An 18,752-nucleotide genomic window follows, 5' to 3' on the forward strand; every position below is an offset into this window, starting at 1 on the left:
CTTCTGTACATAGTGTTCACGAGCCGCGTTACTTCTTTTTCGCGGAGCGTCGCACCTGAAGGATGCGAGCCCCTCCCACCATGGCCATCACCAGGGCGCCCGCGATCGCGGCCAGCAACATGCTGATGCCGAGCGGCAGATCGAGCTGCCACGCGAAGATCTGCACGGTGACCGAGTCGAGGTTCTGCACGATGAACACGAGGAGAATGACCAGTACCACGGCTCCCACCACGAGGCCGGTCCACAGGGCAGCGGTGCGAGTGTGGGCGATGTCGTTCGAACCGGCGGCCTGCCGCTCGGGAACGAACTCCGGATCGGGTGCCGAGTGACCGTCCGAATCCGGAGTGGTGATCGGAGCGAGGTCGCCCGAGGCACTGTGTTCGCCGGGGAGGCCCGCGCTCGACTTGTCGAGCGATGCCTCGTGACTGTCTTCAGCTCTGGTGGCCATGTCGATGATCCTTCCGCACGTGGAGGTCGAATGCACGCGCATCCGGCCACGTCGCCAGTACCCGTCGGACAACGGTCGGAAACCGACGCGAATAGGACTGCGAGGCAAACGGGTGGACAATGGAGACATGAGTGAGGCCGCCGACGCAACGAACACCTCGACCGAGCAGAAGAGACCGAATCTTCCCTTGGTCTTCACTGCGCCGCGCCGGGGCATGCCGTCTCGTCACCTCGCCGACCTGGACAAAGAGGGCCTCCGGGAGGCGGTGAAGGCGCTCGGACTGCCTGCGTTCCGGGCGGATCAGCTGGCGCGCCACTACTACGCGCGGCTCGAAGCCGACACCACCAAGATGACCGACCTTCCGGCCGAGGCTCGCGAGAAGGTCGGTGCCGATCTCTTTCCCACGTTGCTGACGCCGATCAAGCACCTGGCATGTGACGACGGTGACACTCGAAAGACCCTGTGGAAGGCCAACGACGGGACGTTGCTCGAGAGCGTTCTGATGCGATACCCGGATCGGGCGACTCTGTGCATCTCCAGTCAGGCCGGGTGCGGAATGGCCTGTCCTTTCTGTGCGACCGGCCAGGCCGGTCTGACGAGAAACCTGTCGACCGCCGAGATCGTCGACCAGGTCCGTTCGGCTGCGGCCGATCTTCGTGACGGCGTGGTTCACGGCGGCGAAGGCCGACTGTCGAACGTGGTGTTCATGGGGATGGGCGAGCCGCTGGCCAACTACAAACGCGTCGTCGCTGCAGTGCGCAAGATCGTCTCACCGGCACCGGACGGTCTTGGACTCTCCCAACGTTCGGTCACCGTGTCGACGGTCGGTCTGGCTCCGGCCATTCGCAAGTTGGCCGACGAGGGATTGTCCGTCACGTTGGCTGTGTCCTTGCACACGCCAGACGACGAGCTTCGCGACACGTTGGTGCCGGTCAACAACCGGTGGTCGGTGGCAGAGGTTCTCTCCGCGGCTCGGTACTACGCCGATCAGACCGGTCGACGCGTCTCGATCGAGTACGCGATGATCCGGGACGTCAACGATCAGCCGTGGCGAGCGGACATGTTGGGCAAGAAGCTGCACAAGGCGCTCGGATCCCGGGTCCACGTGAACCTGATCCCGCTCAATCCGACTCCGGGCAGCGAGTGGGATGCCAGCCCGAAGCAGGTGGAGCGAGAATTCGTCAGACGAGTGATTGCGCAGGGCGTCTCGTGCACGGTGCGCGACACCCGTGGCCAGGAGATCGCCGCGGCGTGCGGTCAGCTAGCAGCCGAGAACTGACCGGCAGCTAGCGGGGCTTGCGGCGAACGATCACGTCACGCACGACCAGTCCGACCAGAGCGACGGCGAATCCGATCAGCCACAGGTCCTCGACCTTGCCGGTGTGATTGCCGATGATCATGAAGAGCAGGAACGCGGCGACGACGATGGCGGCCACTCGCATCGCATGGTTCGACTCGCCACTCCATCCCCACTCGGCGGACGGCACGTCCGGAACCTCGTGACGGGTATCGACGACCTGGTCGTACGAAGCGGTTTCCAGTTCGTTGTTTGCCACCGGTCGGTCCTCTCGAGTGATGATTCACGTTGACGTGCGCACGAGGCGTCGAGGCTGCCGCGTTGCGACAATATTGGCATACGACCGCCCGTCGTAGCCATCAGGGTTGCGCTCACCCGGCGCGAGTGTCGACTTCGGTGAGAGACTGCCTCGGTGACGTCCGAGCGCCTTCCGCACCCGCTGACCCAGTTTCCGCTGAGCTACCCCCGTGACATGGTCGGGTACGGCCGAACACCACCGGATGCCCAGTGGCCGGGAGAGGCGAACATCGCCGTCCAGTTCGTCCTCAATTACGAGGAGGGCGCGGAGAACAATGTGCTCGACGGCGACACCAAGTCCGAGACGTTCCTGTCGGAAATGATCGGGGCACAAGCGTTTCCGAACCGCCACATGAGCATGGAGTCGCTGTACGAGTACGGATCCAGGGCAGGTGTGTGGCGAGTACTGGGAGCATTCGAGAAACGAGATCTACCTCTGACGGTGTTCGCCGTCGCGAAAGCCATGGAGCGAAATCCGGAAGTGGTTGCCGCACTGGCGGAATTGGGCCACGAGATCGCTTGCCACGGCCTGCGGTGGCTGTCCTATCAGCAGATCGACGAGAACGTCGAGCGCGAGCACATGGCCGAGGCTGTGGCGATCCTGACGGAGCTGACCGGCTCGGCCCCGCTGGGGTGGTACACCGGCCGCGATTCACCGAACACGCGATCACTCGTCGTCGAGCACGGTGGATTCGTCTACGACTCCGATTCCTACGCCGACGACCTGCCGTACTGGGAGAAGGTGTCCACGGGCAATGGGACGGTCGATCACCTGGTGGTGCCGTACACCCTCGACACCAACGACATGCGATTCGCCTCACCGGGAGGCTTCTCGACCGGAGACGAGTTCTTCGCACATCTTCGGGACGCGTTCGACGTGCTCTATGCCGAAGGCGAGCACGGCAGCCCCAAGATGCTTTCGGTCGGATTGCATTGTCGACTGGTCGGCAGGCCCGCTCGCATCGCGGCCCTCGAACGGTTTCTCGATCATGTGCAATCGCACGAGAAAGTATGGGTCGCCAAGCGGATCGACATCGCCGAGCACTGGCGCGCCGTACACCCGCCCGGCTCCTGACTCAGCGCGGCGAACTGCAGGCCTTCGCCAGCGCAGTCAGATACCGGTCGGTGAACAGAGCCTGGACGCGCCTTCCCACCGGGCCGCCGAGCCTGGTGTACCAGCGGCCGGGGCTCGAGAACGCGGTGATGTGAGCGGTGACGGTTCCATCCGTGGGGGAGTAGTCGACGTGGAACAGCTCCTCCCCGGACTCGGGATGTCCGTCGAGCGTGCCGTAGGCGAAGCCCTGTCGGTTGGCCTCGTCGATGACGTAGACGACCTTGCACGGGATACGGATCGGACCGAGCGTGAGAACGACCACCGCGTCGGGAACGGCGGAATCTTCGCTCGAATGGATCTTCAGACCGGCACCGCGATGCATGTCCCACCGCATCAGAGCATCTGCTGCGGCTACGAAGTCGTCGAGCCCTGAGCCGATCACTCGCGACCTCTCGACGCAGTGGTAGCCCGCTGGGAAGGGTCCCTTCGTCGCCCCCACATCGGTGTAGTTGAACGATGCTGCGCTGTACTTCGAGACGTCCATGCCGTCCACCCTGCCAGCATCGGCGGAGCGCATAGGGGTTTCTCAGGCTCGGTAGGCAACAATGGACCGGTGCCAGACCATAGTGAGCGAACGACCACCTCGGATCGCCCCGAGCCGATTCGCGTGCTGCTGTTGGGGAGCACCGGTTCGATCGGCACCCAGGCGCTCGACGTAATCGCAGCCGACCCGGATCGCTTCGTTGTGGTCGGTCTCGCAGCGGGCGGCGGAAACATCGACCTGCTTCGTCGTCAGATCGCCGAAACCGGTGTCCAGCGTGTCGCCGTCGCCGACTCGGACGCCGCCGCCGCGCTCGATTTTCCCGGAACACTCAGTGGGCCACGGGCAGTCACCGAGCTCGTCGAGACGACTCCGGCTGACGTCGTGCTCAATGCGCTGGTGGGTTCGCTCGGTCTCGAACCGACGCTCGCGGCGCTGAAAACCGGTGCCCGGCTCGCGTTGGCCAACAAGGAATCACTGGTGGCAGGCGGCGAACTCGTACTGGCCGCTGCCGCCCCCGGGCAAATCGTGCCGGTCGACTCGGAGCACTCGGCATTGTCGCAGTGCCTACGAAGCGGTACCCGCAGCGAGGTGGATCGGTTGATCCTGACTGCATCGGGTGGACCGTTCCGAGGGTGGACCGAGACCGAACTGAAGTCGGTAACCCCGAAGCAGGCCGCGGCCCATCCCACCTGGTCGATGGGTCCGATGAACACCTTGAACTCGGCGACCCTGGTGAACAAGGGGCTCGAGTTGATCGAGGCGCATCTGCTCTTCGGAGTGCCGTACGACAAGATCGACGTGACCGTTCACCGGCAATCCATCGTGCATTCCATGGTCACGTTCGTCGATGGCTCCACCATCGCCCAGGCCAGCCCGCCGGACATGAAGCTGCCGATCGGTCTGGCGCTCGGGTGGCCCGATCGCGTGCCCGATGTCGCTCGCGCACTCGACTTCACCTCGGCGTTCTCCTGGGACTTCGAGCCGCTGGACGATCGAGTGTTTCCCGCCGTACAGCTCGCACGCGAGGCCGGCATTCTGGGCGGTTGCACGACTGCGGTGTACAACGCGTCCAACGAGATCGCGGCCGAGGCATTCTTGGCCGGGCACATCGAATTCCCGCAGATCGTGCACACGGTGCGTGCGGTGGTCGACGACGGTAGGGCGGACTGGTGTGCGGTGCCGACTAGCGTGGACGACGTTCTCGCGGCGGATTCCTGGGCTCGCGCACATGCGCGTGAGCTCCTGAAGCAGAAGGGCCTCTGACTCACATGGTGTTCGCACTCGGCGTCGTGCTGTTCGCCATCGGCATCGGTGTGTCGATCGCACTGCACGAGGCAGGACACATGTGGACCGCAAAAGCGCTCGGCATGAAGGTCCGTCGGTACTACATCGGTTTCGGTCCCAAGATCTTCTCCTTCCGGCGCGGCGAGACCGAGTACGGTCTCAAGGCGATTCCAGCCGGAGGATTCTGCGACATCGCCGGAATGACGGCGATCGACGAGCTCGCACCCGACGAAGTCGAGCGAGCCATGTACCGCCAGAAGACGTGGAAGCGCATCGTCGTCATGGTCGGCGGCATCGCGATGAATTTCGTGCTCGGCATCGTGCTGGTCTACGCCTTGGTGCTGGGCTGGGGAACACCGGATCGGGTGACGCCGCCGACCGTCCAGGTCAGCGATGTCGTGTGCATCGCACCCTCGCAGACCGAGAACGGCACATTGGCACCGTGCTCCGGAACCGGACCCGCTGCCGCCGCTGGGCTACGAGACGGTGACGTAGTGACAGCGGTGAACGGTGAGCCGGTGCAGTACTGGTCCGAGGTCGTCGAGACCGTGCAGGCGTCGTCCGGACCGGTGGATCTGACCGTCGAGCGAGACGGTTCGTCGCTCGATCTCACGATTCCGGTGACGCAGGTACAGCGTTACGTCATCACCGATCCGGACACCGGAGCCAAGGCGTCCACGACGGTCGGCGCGGTCGGCGTCAGCGGTTCCACGATCGCTCCGCCGAATATTCGGTACAACCCTATCGAGGCGGTACCCGAGACGTTCGTCTTCACCGGTGACATCTTCGTCCAGACCGGCAAAGCGCTCGTGCAGCTTCCCACCAAGGTGCAGGCGCTGTGGGAGTCGATCTTCGGCGGTGAACGTGGACTCGATACTCCGATGAGTGTCGTGGGTGCGAGCGTGATCGGCGGCCAGGCTGCCGAGAACGACAACTGGTCACTGTTCGTCGGATTGCTCGCGTCTCTGAACTTCTTCCTCGGAGCCTTCAACATCGTGCCGCTGCTACCGCTCGACGGTGGTCACATCGCGGTGACCATCTACGAGCGCATCCGCAACATCTTTCGCAATCGCCGGGGGCTGCCCGACGGCGCGCCGGTGGACTACATGAAACTCATGCCGGTCACCTACGTGGTCATCGTCGTTTTCATCGGGTTCTCCTTGTTGACGCTCACGGCGGACATCGTCAACCCGATTCAATTGTTCTAAGTAGACTCGACAGTCGTAGCTAGGAAAGAAGGCCACTGTGTCCGTGTCAGTCGGATTGGGAATGCCCGCACCGCCGGTGCCCGTACTCGCGCCACGTCGAAAGACCAGGCAGCTCCAGGTCGGCTCGGTGGGAGTGGGTAGTGACAGCCCTATTTCGGTGCAGTCCATGTGCACCACCAAAACTCACGACATCAACGCCACGCTGCAGCAGATCGCCGAGCTGACGGCGTCGGGCTGCGACATCGTGCGTGTGGCGTGCCCCACACAGGATGACGCCGATGCGCTGTCGATCATCGCCAAGAAGAGCCAGATCCCGGTGATCGCCGACATCCACTTTCAGCCCAAGTACATCTTCGCCGCTATCGATGCGGGCTGCGCCGCAGTGCGCGTCAATCCCGGCAACATCAAGGAATTCGACGGTCGCGTCAAGGAAGTCGCCAAGGCTGCAGGCGATGCGAACATCCCGATCCGCATCGGTGTGAACGCTGGATCACTCGATCCCCGCCTGATGAAGAAGTACGGCAAGGCCACTCCCGAGGCACTCGTCGAGTCGGCGCTGTGGGAGGCCGGACTGTTCGAGGAACATGGATTCGGCGATATCAAGATCTCCGTCAAGCACAACGACCCTGTCGTGATGGTCGCCGCGTACGAGCAGCTCGCCGCACAGTGCGACTACCCGCTGCACCTCGGCGTCACCGAGGCCGGGCCCGCGTTCCAGGGGACAATCAAGTCCGCCGTCGCCTTCGGCGCGTTGCTGTCCAAGGGGATCGGCGACACCATTCGCGTCTCCTTGTCGGCACCGCCTGCCGAGGAGATCAAGGTGGGCAACCAGATTCTGCAGTCCTTCAATCTCCGCCCCCGCAAGCTCGAGATCGTCTCGTGCCCGTCCTGTGGGCGTGCGCAGGTCGATGTCTACACCCTCGCCGACGAGGTCACTGCGGGCCTCGAAGGCATGGAGATCCCGCTGCGCGTTGCCGTGATGGGCTGCGTCGTCAACGGGCCGGGCGAGGCGCGTGACGCTGATCTGGGCGTGGCCTCGGGCAATGGCAAGGGCCAGATCTTCGTCAAGGGCAAGGTCATCAAGACCGTGCCCGAGGCGCAGATAGTGGAGACCTTGATCGAGGAAGCAATGCGCATCGCCGAGGAGTTCGAGAAGGACGAGTCCGCAGACGGCGGTGCTCCGGTGGTGACCGTCAGCTGAGCAGGACGAACCCGGTCGTCATCCGGTTTGTCGCACTGCCACCGGGGGAACACGTTCTCTGGAATGATTCGGTGCACGCTCGGTCGATGTGTACGCGGTAGGTGGGTCAGGAGGTCGGTAGGTGCTCAAGCTCCTCGGTGCGAAGCCTCTCGGTAATCGAGACACCGCACACGTGCTGCGGGTGCTCGACGCCGACCCGGTCGCGACCTGCATGGTTGCGGCCCGGGTGCAAGAATCCGGACTGGATCCGAGGTCGTTTCACGGCGAGATGTGGAGCAGGGGCGGCCCGGACGAGTCTTTGTGCTTCTATGGAGCGAACCTGGTCCCACTCCTCGGATCGAGCGACGACCTCCGGTCGTTCGCAGATCGTGCGTGCCGCGGCCCCCGATTGTGTTCCTCGCTGGTCGGGCGGGCCGAACTGACGCTGCCGCTGTGGGAGATGCTCGAGACCGACTGGGGCCCCGCCCGGGAGGTCCGCGGTGAGCAACCACTGCTGGCCACGTCGGTGCGCTCGTCTTTGCCACCCGATCCTCAGGTCCGTCTCGTTCGACCCGACGAGCTCGACGTGTACCTCACTGCGGCCGTCGCCATGTTCATCGAGGAAGTCGGAGTCGACCCCCGGCAGAACGACGGCGGCCGTGGATACCGACGCCGGATCTCGAGTCTCATTGCGGCGCAGCGCGCCTGGGCTCGATTCGAGGACGGCCGAGTGGTGTTCAAGGCCGAAATCGGATCGCAGTCGGCGACGGTGGGCCAGATTCAGGGCGTGTGGGTTCACCCCGACCGGCGTGGACACGGTCTCGGTGCGTCCGGTACCGCCGCAGTGGTCGACTCGGTCGTTCGTCAGGGCCGCACCGCCAGCCTGTACGTGAACAGCTTCAACTACGTCGCCCGGCGGGCGTACGCGAAAATCGGGCTGACTCAGGTGGCAACCTTCACCACGGTATTGCTCGATTAGCTTGTCCCGAACCGCGTTTCGTTGCCATCGGTAAGGGGTGCGCCCTATTACGATGGGCCGCAATGAGATCACGTGGTGCAACCGAGATGCGGTATCGAGTCGGCGTGGTGCTGGCGATCGGAGCCGTGGTTGCCGGCTTGCTCACCGGGTGTACCCCCAAGCCCGACGGCCCAGAGCCCGCGGCCCAGGCATTTCTCGCCGCCTTCGAGTCCAATGACATCGCAGTCGCCGCTGCGGACACCGACAAGCCCGATGCCGCGGCCACCGCTCTGACCGAGGCGTGGACCAATCTGCAGGCCGAGTCCTTGGAGGCGCAGACGACGTCGGTGCAGGTCGACGGGGATACCGCCACGGTCGGCTACACGTACACGTGGCAGCTGCCGAAGGACCGGGTGTGGACCTACGACGGTCAGCTGAACATGGGGCGCAGCGAGGGCGACTGGGTGGTGCGCTGGACGGCGTCGGACATCCATCCCAAGCTCGGCGACACTCAAACCATGTCGCTGCGCTCGACGGCGGCCCCACGGGCCCGCGTCAACGAGCGTTCCGGAACCGACGTTCTGGTGCCCGGCGTCGTGCATCGAATCAAGTTCGACGCGACGAATGCGAACAACGTGGTGGCGTCGGCAAGTGCGTTGTCGACTCTGTTGACCCCGTTCGACGCGTCGATCACGGCTCAGTCCATCGTGGAGTCGGCCACCTCGGTCGACGGCGACTATCCGGTGGCGCTGTTGCGTGAGAGCGACTTTCAGCCCATCTCGGCAGCGCTCACCGAGATTCCCGGTGTCACGGCATCCGACGAGTCGGATCTGGTGTCCACCGACCCCACGTTCGCGCCGGATCTGGTGGGTCAGGTCAAGAAGGCCGTCATCGACGAGGTCGACGGTCAGGCGGGCTGGAGCGTGGTGACCAGCAACCGCAACGGCGTCGACGTCGACGTCCTGACCGACACTCCGCCGCAGCCCGCTCCATCCTTCTCGATCAGCCTCGATCGCAATATCCAGGTTGCGGCGCAGCGAGCGGTGAACGCGCGCACCGAACAGGCGATGACGGTGGTCATCCAACCGTCGACGGGTGCGATCCTCGCGGTGGCGCAGAACCCGGCTGCCGACCGTGACGGACCGGTGGCCTCCGCCGGTCTCTACCCGCCCGGATCGACGTTCAAGATCATCACCGCCGGCGCGGCCATTTCGAGCGGACTGGCGACCCCGGGCAGTACCGTTCCGTGTCCGGGTCGCATCGAGATCGGCGAGCGCAGTGTGCCCAACTACAACGAGTTCGCGCTCGGCGACGTAACGATGAGTACCGCGTTCACTCGATCGTGCAATACCTCGTTCGCAAAACTGGCCAGCGAGATGTCGCCCGACGCGTTGACTGTCGCGGCATCCCAGTTCGGTGTCGGCCCGGACTACGACGTCGTCGGGCTGCCGACCGACTCGGGTTCGGTGCCCCCGGCGGACGAGCTCGTCCAGCGCACCGAGGACGGCTTCGGGCAGGGCAAGGTGGTCGTCTCCACCTTCGGCATGGCCTTGGCCGCGGCGACGGTGGCCCACGGTTCGACTCCGGTGCCGAACCTGTTGGTGGGACGCGACACGGTGATCACCGGCGATCACCCGCCGATCGAACCGGCGATGGTCGACGGACTACGCGGGATGATGCGATCGGTGGTCACCAGCGGTACGGCCGAGCGCATCGCAGACCAGGGTGAGGTCTACGGAAAAACCGGTGAGGCCGAGGTCGAAGGCGGCTCGCACTCGTGGTTCGTCGGCTATCGAGGCGACATTGCGTTCGCCACGCTCGTGGTGCGCGGGGGCAGCTCGGACAACGCTGTCGCGGTGACCCGGGAGATGTTCGAGCAGCTGCCGCCGGGGTACTGAGAGCGACCAGCCGATGCGGCGGATCAGGACGTCACGATGCCCAGCCGACGGCACGCCACCACGGCTTCGTATCGGGTGTGCGACTCGGTTTTTCGCATCACGCTCCGCAGGTAAGACTTGACCGTTTCGGCACCGATCGACAGGCGCTGTGCAACCTCGATGTTGGTGCAGCCCAACGCAACCTGTGAGATGACGTCGATTTCACGCGGCGTCAACGACTGCGATATCTCCTGGACCTGTGGGTCGTGGGGCACCTGTTCGCCGAATGACGCGGCCACCCGCGCTGCGACTGCGTCGAGTCTGCGCCGGATCTTCTCGTCACCCACGGAGCGGGCGAGATCGGCCAGCTCCTCGTGAACGCTGCGCAGTTCGGCCGCCCGCGATAGGTCCGAATCGACAATCGAACGGGTGGTCGCCAGTAGACGAACCCTGCGGTCGACCTCGTCGCGAACGGCGATCTCGTGCCCGAGGCGTCGCGCGGATGCCGTCATGATGTCGCCGACGCGATCGCCGAGCGGGCCCCGCTCGCGTACTGCGGCATACATCACTATCCGAGCGACTCCCGCCACCACCACAGGCATCGCGAGGATCGATTTGAGGCCTTCGCCGAGTACCGGTCGATCGAAGTGATGGGTGATCGACATGGACGATCCGTAATCGCTCACGGCTGCCGGTCTGCGCTGCTCCATGACGCGACCACCGAGGCCCGACCGAGGTGGGATGGCGAGTCCGTCGAGGCCACGGGTGCGGGTGCCCTGGAACTCGCTCAGATACAGAGTCTCCGAAGAAACTTCGCCGCCGAACACGACGGGCACATTCGACGTTGCCGCCACCTGGCGTAGTTCGGCGCGCAGGGCGTCGCCGTCACGAGGGCGCAGCAGATTCGAATGAACCATGGTGCTTCCCTTTCTCGAGTCGGCAATCAGCGTCGGCAGTCAGCATTGAACGTGACCCAGATCATATCCGCTCGAGAGAACGATGATTCGATGGCCCGTCATCCTGCGCTGGGCGGAGTGTCGGTACGGGGCCGACTACTCTGGGGCACATGTCTGTGACCGCCGAGAGCAAGCCCCGTCAGCCACTCGTACCAGGCGTCGTATCGCCCGTCCTCGCGGTGCCCAAGTCGATCGAGCGGCCCGAGTATGCGTGGAAGTCGACTGTCGCCGAAGGCAGCGAACCGTGGGTGCAGACTCCCGAGGTCATCGAGAAGATGCGGGTGGCATCGAAGATCGCGGCCAGGGCCCTACAGGAAGCGGGCCGGGCGGTGGCACCGGGAGTGACGACCGACGAGCTCGACCGAATCGCTCACGAGTACATGATCGATCACGGCGCATACCCGTCGACGTTGGGCTACAAGGGTTTTCCGAAGTCGTGCTGCACCTCGCTCAACGAGGTCATCTGTCACGGCATTCCCGACTCGACGGTGATCGAGGACGGCGACATCGTCAACATCGACGTCACCGCGTACATCGACGGAGTGCACGGCGATACCAACGCAACGTTTTTGGCCGGCAACGTCTCCGAGGAGGCCCGCCTGCTCGTCGAGCGCACCCATGAGGCCACCATGCGGGCCATCAAGGCGGTCAAGCCGGGTCGCGCACTGAATGTGGTGGGCCGCGTCATCGAGTCGTATGCGCATAGGTTCGGGTACGGAGTGGTCGAGGATTTCACCGGACACGGCATCGGTACCACCTTCCACAACGGTCTCGTCGTTCTGCACTACGACCAGCCGTCGGTGGACACCGTCATCGAGCCGGGAATGACCTTCACGATCGAACCGATGATCAACCTGGGCACCATCAACGCCGAGATGTGGGACGACGGCTGGACGGTGGTGACGCACGACAAGAAGTGGACCGCGCAGTTCGAGCACACCCTGGTGGTCACCGAGACGGGCAGCGAGATTCTGACTCTGCCGTGAGCGGAGCCTGCGGAGTGAATAGAAAAAACCCAATGCCGTGAGTCTGAAAGGTGCCCTGCTGGTTGCGGGGACGACGTCGGATGCGGGCAAGAGTGTGTTGGTTGCCGGTCTGTGTCGCATGTTGGCGAGACGGGGCGTGCGGGTGGCTCCGTTCAAGGCGCAGAACATGTCCAACAATTCGGTGGTCACGCTCGACGGCGGTGAGATCGGTCGGGCGCAGGCGATGCAGGCGGCGGCCTGCGGCCTGGAGCCGAGTGTCCGCTTCAATCCGGTGTTGCTCAAACCGGGAAGTGATCGGACGTCGCAGTTGGTGGTGCGCGGGCGCGCGGTGGCGCAAGTGAGTGCGAGCAACTACATCGAGCATCGGACAGCGCTGCGAACCGTGGTGGCCGACGAGCTGGCCTCTCTGCGTGCAGAATTCGACGTGGTGATTTGCGAGGGAGCGGGTTCGCCCGCCGAGATCAATCTGCGTGCAACCGATTTGGCCAATATGGGACTGGCGACTGCGGCTGCTCTGCCGGTGATCGTGGTGGGCGACATCGATCGTGGGGGAGTACTCGCCCACCTGTTCGGCACGGTTGCCGTCCTGTCTCCGGAAGATCAAGCGCTCGTCGCGGGATTCGTGATCAACAAGTTTCGCGGTGATCCGGCGCTGTTGGCACCGGGTCTCGATCAGTTGCATGCACTGACGGGGCGGCCGACGTACGGAGTCGTTCCGTTCGCCGACGGATTGTGGATGGACGCGGAGGATTCCCTGGGAACAGTTGCCGATGCTCCGGTGGGCAGGCCGCGTCCCCCCGTCGGATCCCAGTGGCTACGTATTGCGGCGGTGCGGCTACCGAGAATCTCCAATACGACCGATGTCGAGGCGCTGGCGTGCGAGCCCGGAGTGTCGGTGCACTGGGTCACCGAGCCGTCTCGGCTCGAGGATGCGGATCTGGTGGTCGTCCCGGGCAGTAAGTCCACGGTGTCGGATCTGGAGTGGCTGCGGCACACCGGTCTTGCTCGTGCCATTTCCGAGCGCGCCGCGGCGGGTCGGCCGGTTCTGGGTATCTGCGGCGGCTACCAGATGCTCGGCCGAACCATCTCGGACGCGGTGGAGTCGGGTGTCGGTGTGGTCGAGGGGCTCGGTCTGTTCGATCTCGATATCGAGTTCGCAGCCGACAAGGTACTCGCGCAGGTGTCGGGTCGGGCAGAGCGGTTCGATGCGCATTCGGTGTCCGGGTACGAGATTCATCACGGACGGGTTGTTCGTAGCGGGGACGATGCATTGCTGACTGCGTCTTCGGGCGTTCGCGAGGGCAGTGTGCGCGGCAGTGTCGTGGGAACCCACTGGCACGGTCTTCTCGAGTCCGACGACTTTCGGCGCGCGTTCGTGACCTGGGTGGCGGCGACGTCGGGTCGCGAGGGATTTCTGGTGGCCCCTGCTACGTCGGTCGCGGCACTGCGGGAGCAACAGTTGGACCTGCTGGCCGATCTGGTGGAAGACAACCTCGACGTCGACGCCGTACTCGATCTCATCGAGCACGGCGTCGATCCTGAGTTGAAAAGGATTGTCACGCAGTTGCTTTGAGCAGTCCGACCCAGCTGGCTGCGGACAGCACCGCGGTGATGATCAAGGGGATGATCACGAGCAGCAGGATGCGTGGGGTGTCGGTGAAGAAGCTTCCGACGTTGGGCCACCAGTTCTGCCAGGTCACGAGTACAGAGCCGCCGCCGAAGAGTACGAGCGCACCGAGTCCCAGGGTGAACAGGCCATTGGTGCGGTAGCGCCGGTAGACGACGCCGATGAATGCGCCGATCCCGCCGATCAACAGCAATCCGGTCACCAGAGTTGCCCACTGTAGAACTTCGTTGTCGGTCGCATAGCGGGCGAGGCCGAACATGCGAAGCTTCTTCCCGAAGCCTCCCGTCGCGGCCTCGACTACCGACAACAGGTACACGATGGTGCCGATCGCGAACGATTGCGTGACGCCCACGAGGGCTGTGGCACTGAGGAATTCGCGCCGTGTGACACTCAGGCCGAGCGCGTATGGAAAGCATTGTGTGATAGCGGTGATATAGAACGCGATCCCGAATCCGTACACGGAGAACACTCCACCGGTGAAGGTGAACTCGGATTCGTTCACGGGAACCACGAGGAAGATGCCGTACGTGATCACGAAGACGACCGCGAGAATTCCCAGTGGCCACGCGAATGTGGTTGCCCAGGAGGTGTTGTGGATTCGAGCGACGTTCAGTATTCGTTTCATGACGCTGCCTCCTCGATTGCGGCATTGGTGCGTTCGATGATCAACTGCTGCAATGGAATTGCTTCGATAGTGAGCCCCGCTGCGGCACCGTCCGATTTTTGTCTGTCGGTGAGTCGGCCGTCGATCGTCGCCCGCGCGCTGGTGCCGAGGCTGGTTCGGTGCAGAGTTCTGTGTCCCGAGATGAACGAGTCGACCGCCTTGGCGGGACCGGTGATCTCGAATGCACCCTCGCGCAGCGCATCCGAGTCGGCGTCGAGCACGATTCTGCCCTTGTCGATGAGGATCACGTGTTCGATCAGATCACTGACCTCGTCGATCAAATGGGTGGACAGGATCACCGTCCTGGGATTCTCGGCGTAGTCGGCCAGCAATTTGTCGTAGAACATGTGTCGCGAGACCGCGTCCAGTCCCAAGTAGGGCTCGTCGAAAAAGGTCAGTGGTGCACGCGACGCGAGTCCGATGACGATTCCGAGAGCCGACGTCATTCCTCGCGAGAGCTTCTTGATCTTGCGGCCCAGGGGCAGGTCGAAGTCCCGCAGTAATTCGGCCGCGAAGTCGTCGTCCCAGTGCGGAAGAATGTGGGATGCCTGCGAGATGGCGTTCTTCACCTTGAGATCGTCCGGATACTTCTGGCTTTCCTTGACGAAGCACACGTGGCTCAGCGCATCGGGGTTCTCCCACGGCCGTTGTCCGAACACCGAGATGTCCCCGGCGCTCTGACGCATCTGCGCGGTCATCATCTGCATGACGGTGGTCTTCCCCGCGCCGTTGCGGCCCAGAAAGCCGTAGATCTTGTTCTGTTCGATCCCGAAACTGACATCGTCGACAGCAGTGAACGTGCCGAACTTCTTGGTCAGGTGAGTGGCCGACGCGGCGATGGTGCCGGGTTCGCCGATCGAGCCGAGAGTGTGGACGCTCATCGTGCTGCCTCCCAGTTGTCGAGCATGGTCTTGAGTTCGTCGACGGTCATCCCGAGCTTGCGTGCCTCGGTGACCAACGGATCGATGTACTGACGGGCGAAGAGGTCGCGGCGGCGGAATCGAAGAGCGTCCCGAGCCCCTGTGGTGACGAACATGCCGATTCCTCGCTTCTTGTAGACGACGCCGTCGGCGACGAGTTTGGCGAGCCCCTTGCCCGCGGTTGCCGGATTGATTCGATGGAACGCGGCGAGCTCGTTCGTCGAAGGGACCTGCTCTTCCTCGGCCAACGATCCGTCGATGATGGAGTTCTCGACGAGCTCGGCGATCTGCAAGAAGATCGGCCTGCCCTCGTCCATCAGAACCGCCGCCGGTGCGTGGAGGTTGCTTGCCTCACTGGTTCATTACTCATGTAACTAACCATAGAACCGATGCGGAGCATGCGCAAGAGGCAGTACCGTCGTCGTCATGGAGTTCACGCATGTGAGTGCTGCGGGCGGGCAATGTTCGGTGCGAGTGGCGGGCCCCGACAGTCGGCACGCTGTCCTGTTGCTTCCCGACGCAGGTGATCCGGTGGATGTGTACGACGCAGTCAGTGAACGGCTGCACAACTCGGATCTGAAAACCGTTGCGCTGGAAAGCATCGACGGCGTCACCGACGACGCGATCCTGGCTGTTCTCGACGAGCTGAAGCTCTCGTGGGTGCACCTCGTCGGCAGCGGCGCGGGCGCAGAACCTGCGTGGACGCTGGCCGCGAAAACCTTCGGACGGTTCGCCAGCCTGATCGCGGTGAACCGTTGCCACCCCGCAATCGCGGACGAGCAGGGCACCGTCCGCGCGGCGGATTGCCCCCCTGTCGAGCTACCGACGACATTGGTCGTCGGGTCCTCGTTGGGTCGCGCATCCGCCGACGCGAGTGGCCGGTTCGTCTACTCGGATTTCCGAGTGGTTCAGCTCGACGGGGCCCGGAACATCCCCGTCGACGCATCGGCCGAGCTGGCTACCGAGATCGTGCTCCGCACCAGTCCCTGGTAGACGGTCGAAACTACAGTTCGAGACCGAGCAGAGCGTTCTCGACCACCTCGGGCAGTCCTGGGTGAATCCAGTACTGACCCCGAGCCATGTCCTGGGCAGACAACCCGAAGCTCATGGCCTGGATGAGTGGCTGAATCACCGTGGGTGCCTGTGCGCCGATGATGTGAGCTCCGAGGATCTTGCCGGTGCCTTTCTCGGCGATGATCTTGCACAGACCTTCGCTGTCCTCCATCGCCCAGCCGTAGGCGACGTCGCCGTAGTTCTGCACTTTGACCGTGATGTCCAACCCCGCGTCGCGGGCTTGTTCCTCGGTCATGCCCACCTCGGCGATCTGCGGATCTGTGAACACGGCCGCAGGAACGAACCGATGGTCGTACTCGCGGAGTGCCGAGGTGTCGCCGTGCCACGCGTCCTGCAGCAGGTTGTACTGCACGGCCCGAGCTTCCTGGTTGGCCACGTGCTTGAGCTGGTAAGGGGATGAGACGTCGCCGAGTGCGAACACTCCCTCGGCCGTGGTGCGGCCGAATTCGTCCACCACGATGCGGCCCTCGTCATCGAGCTCGATGCCTGCCGTGCCCAGATCGAGTCTGTCTCCGTTCGGTTCCCGGCCCACGGCGACGAGAAACGCGTCGCCCATGACCTTGGTGCCGTCGGCCAGTTCGACGCCGTGCAGCGTCCCCTCGGTCACAGCACGGGTCTCGCCGGCGTCGAGATGGACGTCCCACTTGGCGCGCGCCAGTTCGGTGAAGCGCTTGGAAATATCGGCGTCGAGCGCGCGCAGCAGTCCGTCCTTCCTGGCGACGATCGAGACCTTGGAGCCGAGCGCCGAGAAGACGTGCGCGAATTCTGCTGCGATGTAACCGGATCCGAGAATCACCAGATGCTCGGGAAGCTCCGGCAGCCGCATCACGTCACTGTTCGTGTGATATGCGACGCCCGAATCGGCAATGGCCTGTGGAACCGTCGGACGTGACCCGGCCGCAATGACAACCTGGTCGGCGGTGATGACGGTGCCGGTGCCGGTGTCGATCGTGCGGGGGCCCACGAACGTCGCGTGGCCCTCGAACAACGTGACGTTGGGGCTGCCTTCGGCACGGTATCGCTTACCGCCCTCGGAGATGGGGTCGATCCGTCCGAAGACGCGGTCGACGATGTCCCGCCAGCGCACCGCGTCGACGTGGGCGTCGACTCCGTACTTCGCCGAGTCTCGCACCGTCCGAGCGACTTCGGCTGCATAGACGAACATCTTGGTGGGGATGCACCCGACGTTGAGGCACGTGCCGCCGAATGTGGAATTCTCCTCGAGCAGAGCAATCTTCTTGTCGTCGAAGCGCGAATCGGCGATCGAGTTTCCCGATCCGGAGCCGATGATCGCGATGTCGAAATGCTCGGTCATGAAATGTGCCCGCTCTCGCTGTGGTCCTTGCCCGACGCATGGTCGGTGCTCTCTCCTCGGTGCAACCACTCGAGCCATTCGTCCATTTCCTCGAATGCCCGTACTCGCGGGCCCTCGGTGGACAGAAACACGTCGTGGCGGGCTCCCTCGATGGGCACGATCGTCGTACGGTCGCCCAGGCAGCCGGCCCAACGTGCGATCTGGCGAACGTCCAGAACGGCATCCGCGGCGTCGACGGCCGAGCTGTAACGGCGGGAGAAATGCGTCACCTTCGAGCGAAGAATCAGCGAGGGAATGCCGATGTCGAGGCCCCGGTGCAGCTCGGCGTGTCCGTGGCGGACAGCGCGAATCCACCCGAAGGTGATGGGAAAGCCCGCGAGCGGTTTCCAGTCGAGGTCGTAGTCCCATTCGCCGTTCTCCGACGCAGCGAGTGACAGCCCGTATGTGTCGAGCCCACTACCGGGGACCTGCGTCTTGGATCGGAATCGGCCGATCACGTCGATCGCTGCGGTGCCGACACTGCGAATGGCGGGTGGGCCCTGCAGGTCGAACCACGGGCTGTTGAGGACGACTCCTGCCAAGCCCAATCCGGCCGACCCGCCTTCCTGACGGTTGAGGCGGTTCAGCCACAGCGGGAGAACGAGGCCGCCCGTGGAGTGCGCCATCAGCAGCACCGAGGCGTCCGCACGCTCGGCGCGTACCAGGCTCAGTGCTTCGTTCAACTCGGCGTCGTACATCGCCAGATCGGTCACGAAATGGGCAGTCTGGCCCTCGCGGCGCGAACGCCCGCACTTACGCAGGTCAAGGGCGTAGAACGCGTATCCCTTCGCCGCGAAGTGCTCGGCGATGTGTCGCTGGAAGAAGTAGTCGGTGAAACCGTGAACGTAGATCACCGCGCGCTCGAAGTTCGAGGCACCGGACGGTTGATACCGCACCAGTGTGGCCTCGACCTGCCCCTCTCCGTCCGGATCGTCACCGAGAGGAATGGTCGTCTGTTCGTAGCCGTCGCCGAGGACGTCGGGCACCCAGGTAGTCACAGATCACAACTGTAGTGGGCGCCGTG

Annotated in this window: 19 protein-coding genes; 10 read left to right on the top strand and 9 right to left on the bottom strand. The window is 64.0% G+C overall.

The window, feature by feature from the left end; all coding sequences use genetic code 11:
* Positions 1-28: 28 nt before the first annotated feature.
* Positions 29-448, bottom strand: coding sequence for a LapA family protein (locus ACQR3T_RS05500; RefSeq protein ID WP_037174012.1), 420 nt, complete (start codon positions 446-448; stop codon positions 29-31).
* Positions 449-575: 127 nt separating this feature from the next.
* Between ACQR3T_RS05500 and rlmN the strand changes: the two genes are divergently transcribed.
* The gene (gene rlmN, locus ACQR3T_RS05505) at positions 576-1,727 is read left to right on the top strand and encodes a 23S rRNA (adenine(2503)-C(2))-methyltransferase RlmN (protein WP_428692713.1); all 1,152 of its coding nucleotides are present in this window, start codon (positions 576-578) and stop codon (positions 1,725-1,727) included.
* A gap of 7 nt (positions 1,728-1,734) precedes the next feature.
* Here rlmN and ACQR3T_RS05510 read toward each other — a convergent pair whose 3' ends face one another.
* The gene (locus tag ACQR3T_RS05510) at positions 1,735-2,004 is read right to left on the bottom strand and encodes a DUF2631 domain-containing protein (RefSeq protein WP_428692714.1); all 270 of its coding nucleotides are present in this window, start codon (positions 2,002-2,004) and stop codon (positions 1,735-1,737) included.
* 213 nt (positions 2,005-2,217) lie between these two features.
* On the opposite strand from ACQR3T_RS05510, the gene puuE reads away from it, so the two are divergent.
* Positions 2,218-3,117: an allantoinase PuuE gene (puuE, locus tag ACQR3T_RS05515; protein ID WP_428693064.1), complete on the top strand. Its 900-nt coding sequence runs from the start codon at positions 2,218-2,220 to the stop codon at positions 3,115-3,117.
* Between the two features lies 1 nt (position 3,118).
* Here puuE and ACQR3T_RS05520 read toward each other — a convergent pair whose 3' ends face one another.
* A complete protein-coding gene (locus ACQR3T_RS05520) occupies positions 3,119-3,640 on the bottom strand; it encodes a DUF1990 family protein (RefSeq protein WP_428692715.1) in 522 nt (173 codons plus the stop codon).
* 69 nt (positions 3,641-3,709) lie between these two features.
* Here ACQR3T_RS05520 and dxr point away from each other — a divergent pair, with 69 nt between their 5' ends.
* From dxr to ACQR3T_RS05545, 5 genes are all read left to right on the top strand, one after another.
* Complete coding sequence (gene dxr, locus ACQR3T_RS05525; protein WP_428692716.1) at positions 3,710-4,903, top strand: 1-deoxy-D-xylulose-5-phosphate reductoisomerase; 1,194 nt, start codon at positions 3,710-3,712, stop codon at positions 4,901-4,903.
* Positions 4,904-4,908: 5 nt separating this feature from the next.
* Positions 4,909-6,132, top strand: a complete 1,224-nt coding sequence (locus ACQR3T_RS05530; RefSeq protein ID WP_428692717.1) for a M50 family metallopeptidase — start codon at positions 4,909-4,911, stop codon at positions 6,130-6,132.
* Positions 6,133-6,193: 61 nt separating this feature from the next.
* Positions 6,194-7,333: a flavodoxin-dependent (E)-4-hydroxy-3-methylbut-2-enyl-diphosphate synthase gene (ispG, locus tag ACQR3T_RS05535; protein WP_037174404.1), complete on the top strand. Its 1,140-nt coding sequence runs from the start codon at positions 6,194-6,196 to the stop codon at positions 7,331-7,333.
* A 121-nt stretch (positions 7,334-7,454) separates the two neighbouring features.
* A complete protein-coding gene (locus tag ACQR3T_RS05540) occupies positions 7,455-8,291 on the top strand; it encodes a GNAT family N-acetyltransferase (RefSeq protein ID WP_032377058.1) in 837 nt (278 codons plus the stop codon).
* 86 nt (positions 8,292-8,377) lie between these two features.
* Positions 8,378-10,168 (top strand): penicillin-binding transpeptidase domain-containing protein, encoded by a 1,791-nt coding sequence (locus ACQR3T_RS05545; RefSeq protein ID WP_428693065.1) that lies wholly within the window; start codon positions 8,378-8,380, stop codon positions 10,166-10,168.
* Between the two features lie 23 nt (positions 10,169-10,191).
* On the opposite strand, the gene ACQR3T_RS05550 is transcribed toward ACQR3T_RS05545, so the two are convergent.
* Positions 10,192-11,064 carry a LuxR C-terminal-related transcriptional regulator gene (locus ACQR3T_RS05550; RefSeq protein ID WP_428692718.1) on the bottom strand — a complete coding sequence of 291 codons (873 nt, stop codon included), beginning with the start codon at positions 11,062-11,064 and terminating at the stop codon, positions 10,192-10,194.
* A 149-nt stretch (positions 11,065-11,213) separates the two neighbouring features.
* On the opposite strand from ACQR3T_RS05550, the gene map reads away from it, so the two are divergent.
* Both map and ACQR3T_RS05560 read left to right on the top strand, forming a co-directional pair.
* On the top strand, positions 11,214-12,089 hold the full coding sequence (map, locus tag ACQR3T_RS05555) for a type I methionyl aminopeptidase (RefSeq protein ID WP_052058473.1): 876 nt from the start codon (positions 11,214-11,216) through the stop codon (positions 12,087-12,089).
* 43 nt (positions 12,090-12,132) lie between these two features.
* Positions 12,133-13,662 carry a cobyric acid synthase gene (locus ACQR3T_RS05560; RefSeq protein ID WP_428693066.1) on the top strand — a complete coding sequence of 510 codons (1,530 nt, stop codon included), beginning with the start codon at positions 12,133-12,135 and terminating at the stop codon, positions 13,660-13,662.
* Here the strand turns inward: ACQR3T_RS05560 and ACQR3T_RS05565 are convergent.
* The 3 genes from ACQR3T_RS05565 to ACQR3T_RS05575 are packed head-to-tail and all read right to left on the bottom strand — an operon-like array spanning position 13,646 to position 15,620.
* A complete protein-coding gene (locus ACQR3T_RS05565) occupies positions 13,646-14,341 on the bottom strand; it encodes an ABC transporter permease (protein WP_032377060.1) in 696 nt (231 codons plus the stop codon). The genes ACQR3T_RS05560 and ACQR3T_RS05565 overlap by 17 nt on opposite strands.
* A complete protein-coding gene (locus ACQR3T_RS05570; RefSeq protein WP_428692719.1) occupies positions 14,338-15,261 on the bottom strand; it encodes an ABC transporter ATP-binding protein in 924 nt (307 codons plus the stop codon). The genes ACQR3T_RS05565 and ACQR3T_RS05570 overlap by 4 nt, the downstream gene beginning before the upstream one ends.
* Positions 15,258-15,620: a GntR family transcriptional regulator gene (locus ACQR3T_RS05575; protein ID WP_027496722.1), complete on the bottom strand. Its 363-nt coding sequence runs from the start codon at positions 15,618-15,620 to the stop codon at positions 15,258-15,260. The genes ACQR3T_RS05570 and ACQR3T_RS05575 overlap by 4 nt, the downstream gene beginning before the upstream one ends.
* Before the next feature lie 106 nt (positions 15,621-15,726).
* On the opposite strand from ACQR3T_RS05575, the gene ACQR3T_RS05580 reads away from it, so the two are divergent.
* Entirely contained in the window at positions 15,727-16,293 is a 567-nt protein-coding gene (locus tag ACQR3T_RS05580; protein ID WP_094739234.1) for an alpha/beta fold hydrolase, read from the top strand.
* A 10-nt stretch (positions 16,294-16,303) separates the two neighbouring features.
* Here the strand turns inward: ACQR3T_RS05580 and mtr are convergent, their stop codons facing one another.
* Together mtr and ACQR3T_RS05590 are read right to left on the bottom strand one after the other, a co-directional pair.
* Positions 16,304-17,689: a mycothione reductase gene (mtr, locus tag ACQR3T_RS05585; RefSeq protein WP_428692720.1), complete on the bottom strand. Its 1,386-nt coding sequence runs from the start codon at positions 17,687-17,689 to the stop codon at positions 16,304-16,306.
* Positions 17,686-18,726 carry an alpha/beta hydrolase gene (locus ACQR3T_RS05590; RefSeq protein WP_170944835.1) on the bottom strand — a complete coding sequence of 347 codons (1,041 nt, stop codon included), beginning with the start codon at positions 18,724-18,726 and terminating at the stop codon, positions 17,686-17,688. Before ACQR3T_RS05590 ends, mtr begins: the two co-directional genes overlap by 4 nt.
* Positions 18,727-18,752: the final 26 nt, after the last annotated feature.

It is taken from the genome of Rhodococcus sp. IEGM1428, from assembly GCF_050321865.1.
In the GTDB taxonomy this organism is placed as follows: Bacteria; Actinomycetota; Actinomycetes; order Mycobacteriales; family Mycobacteriaceae; genus Rhodococcoides.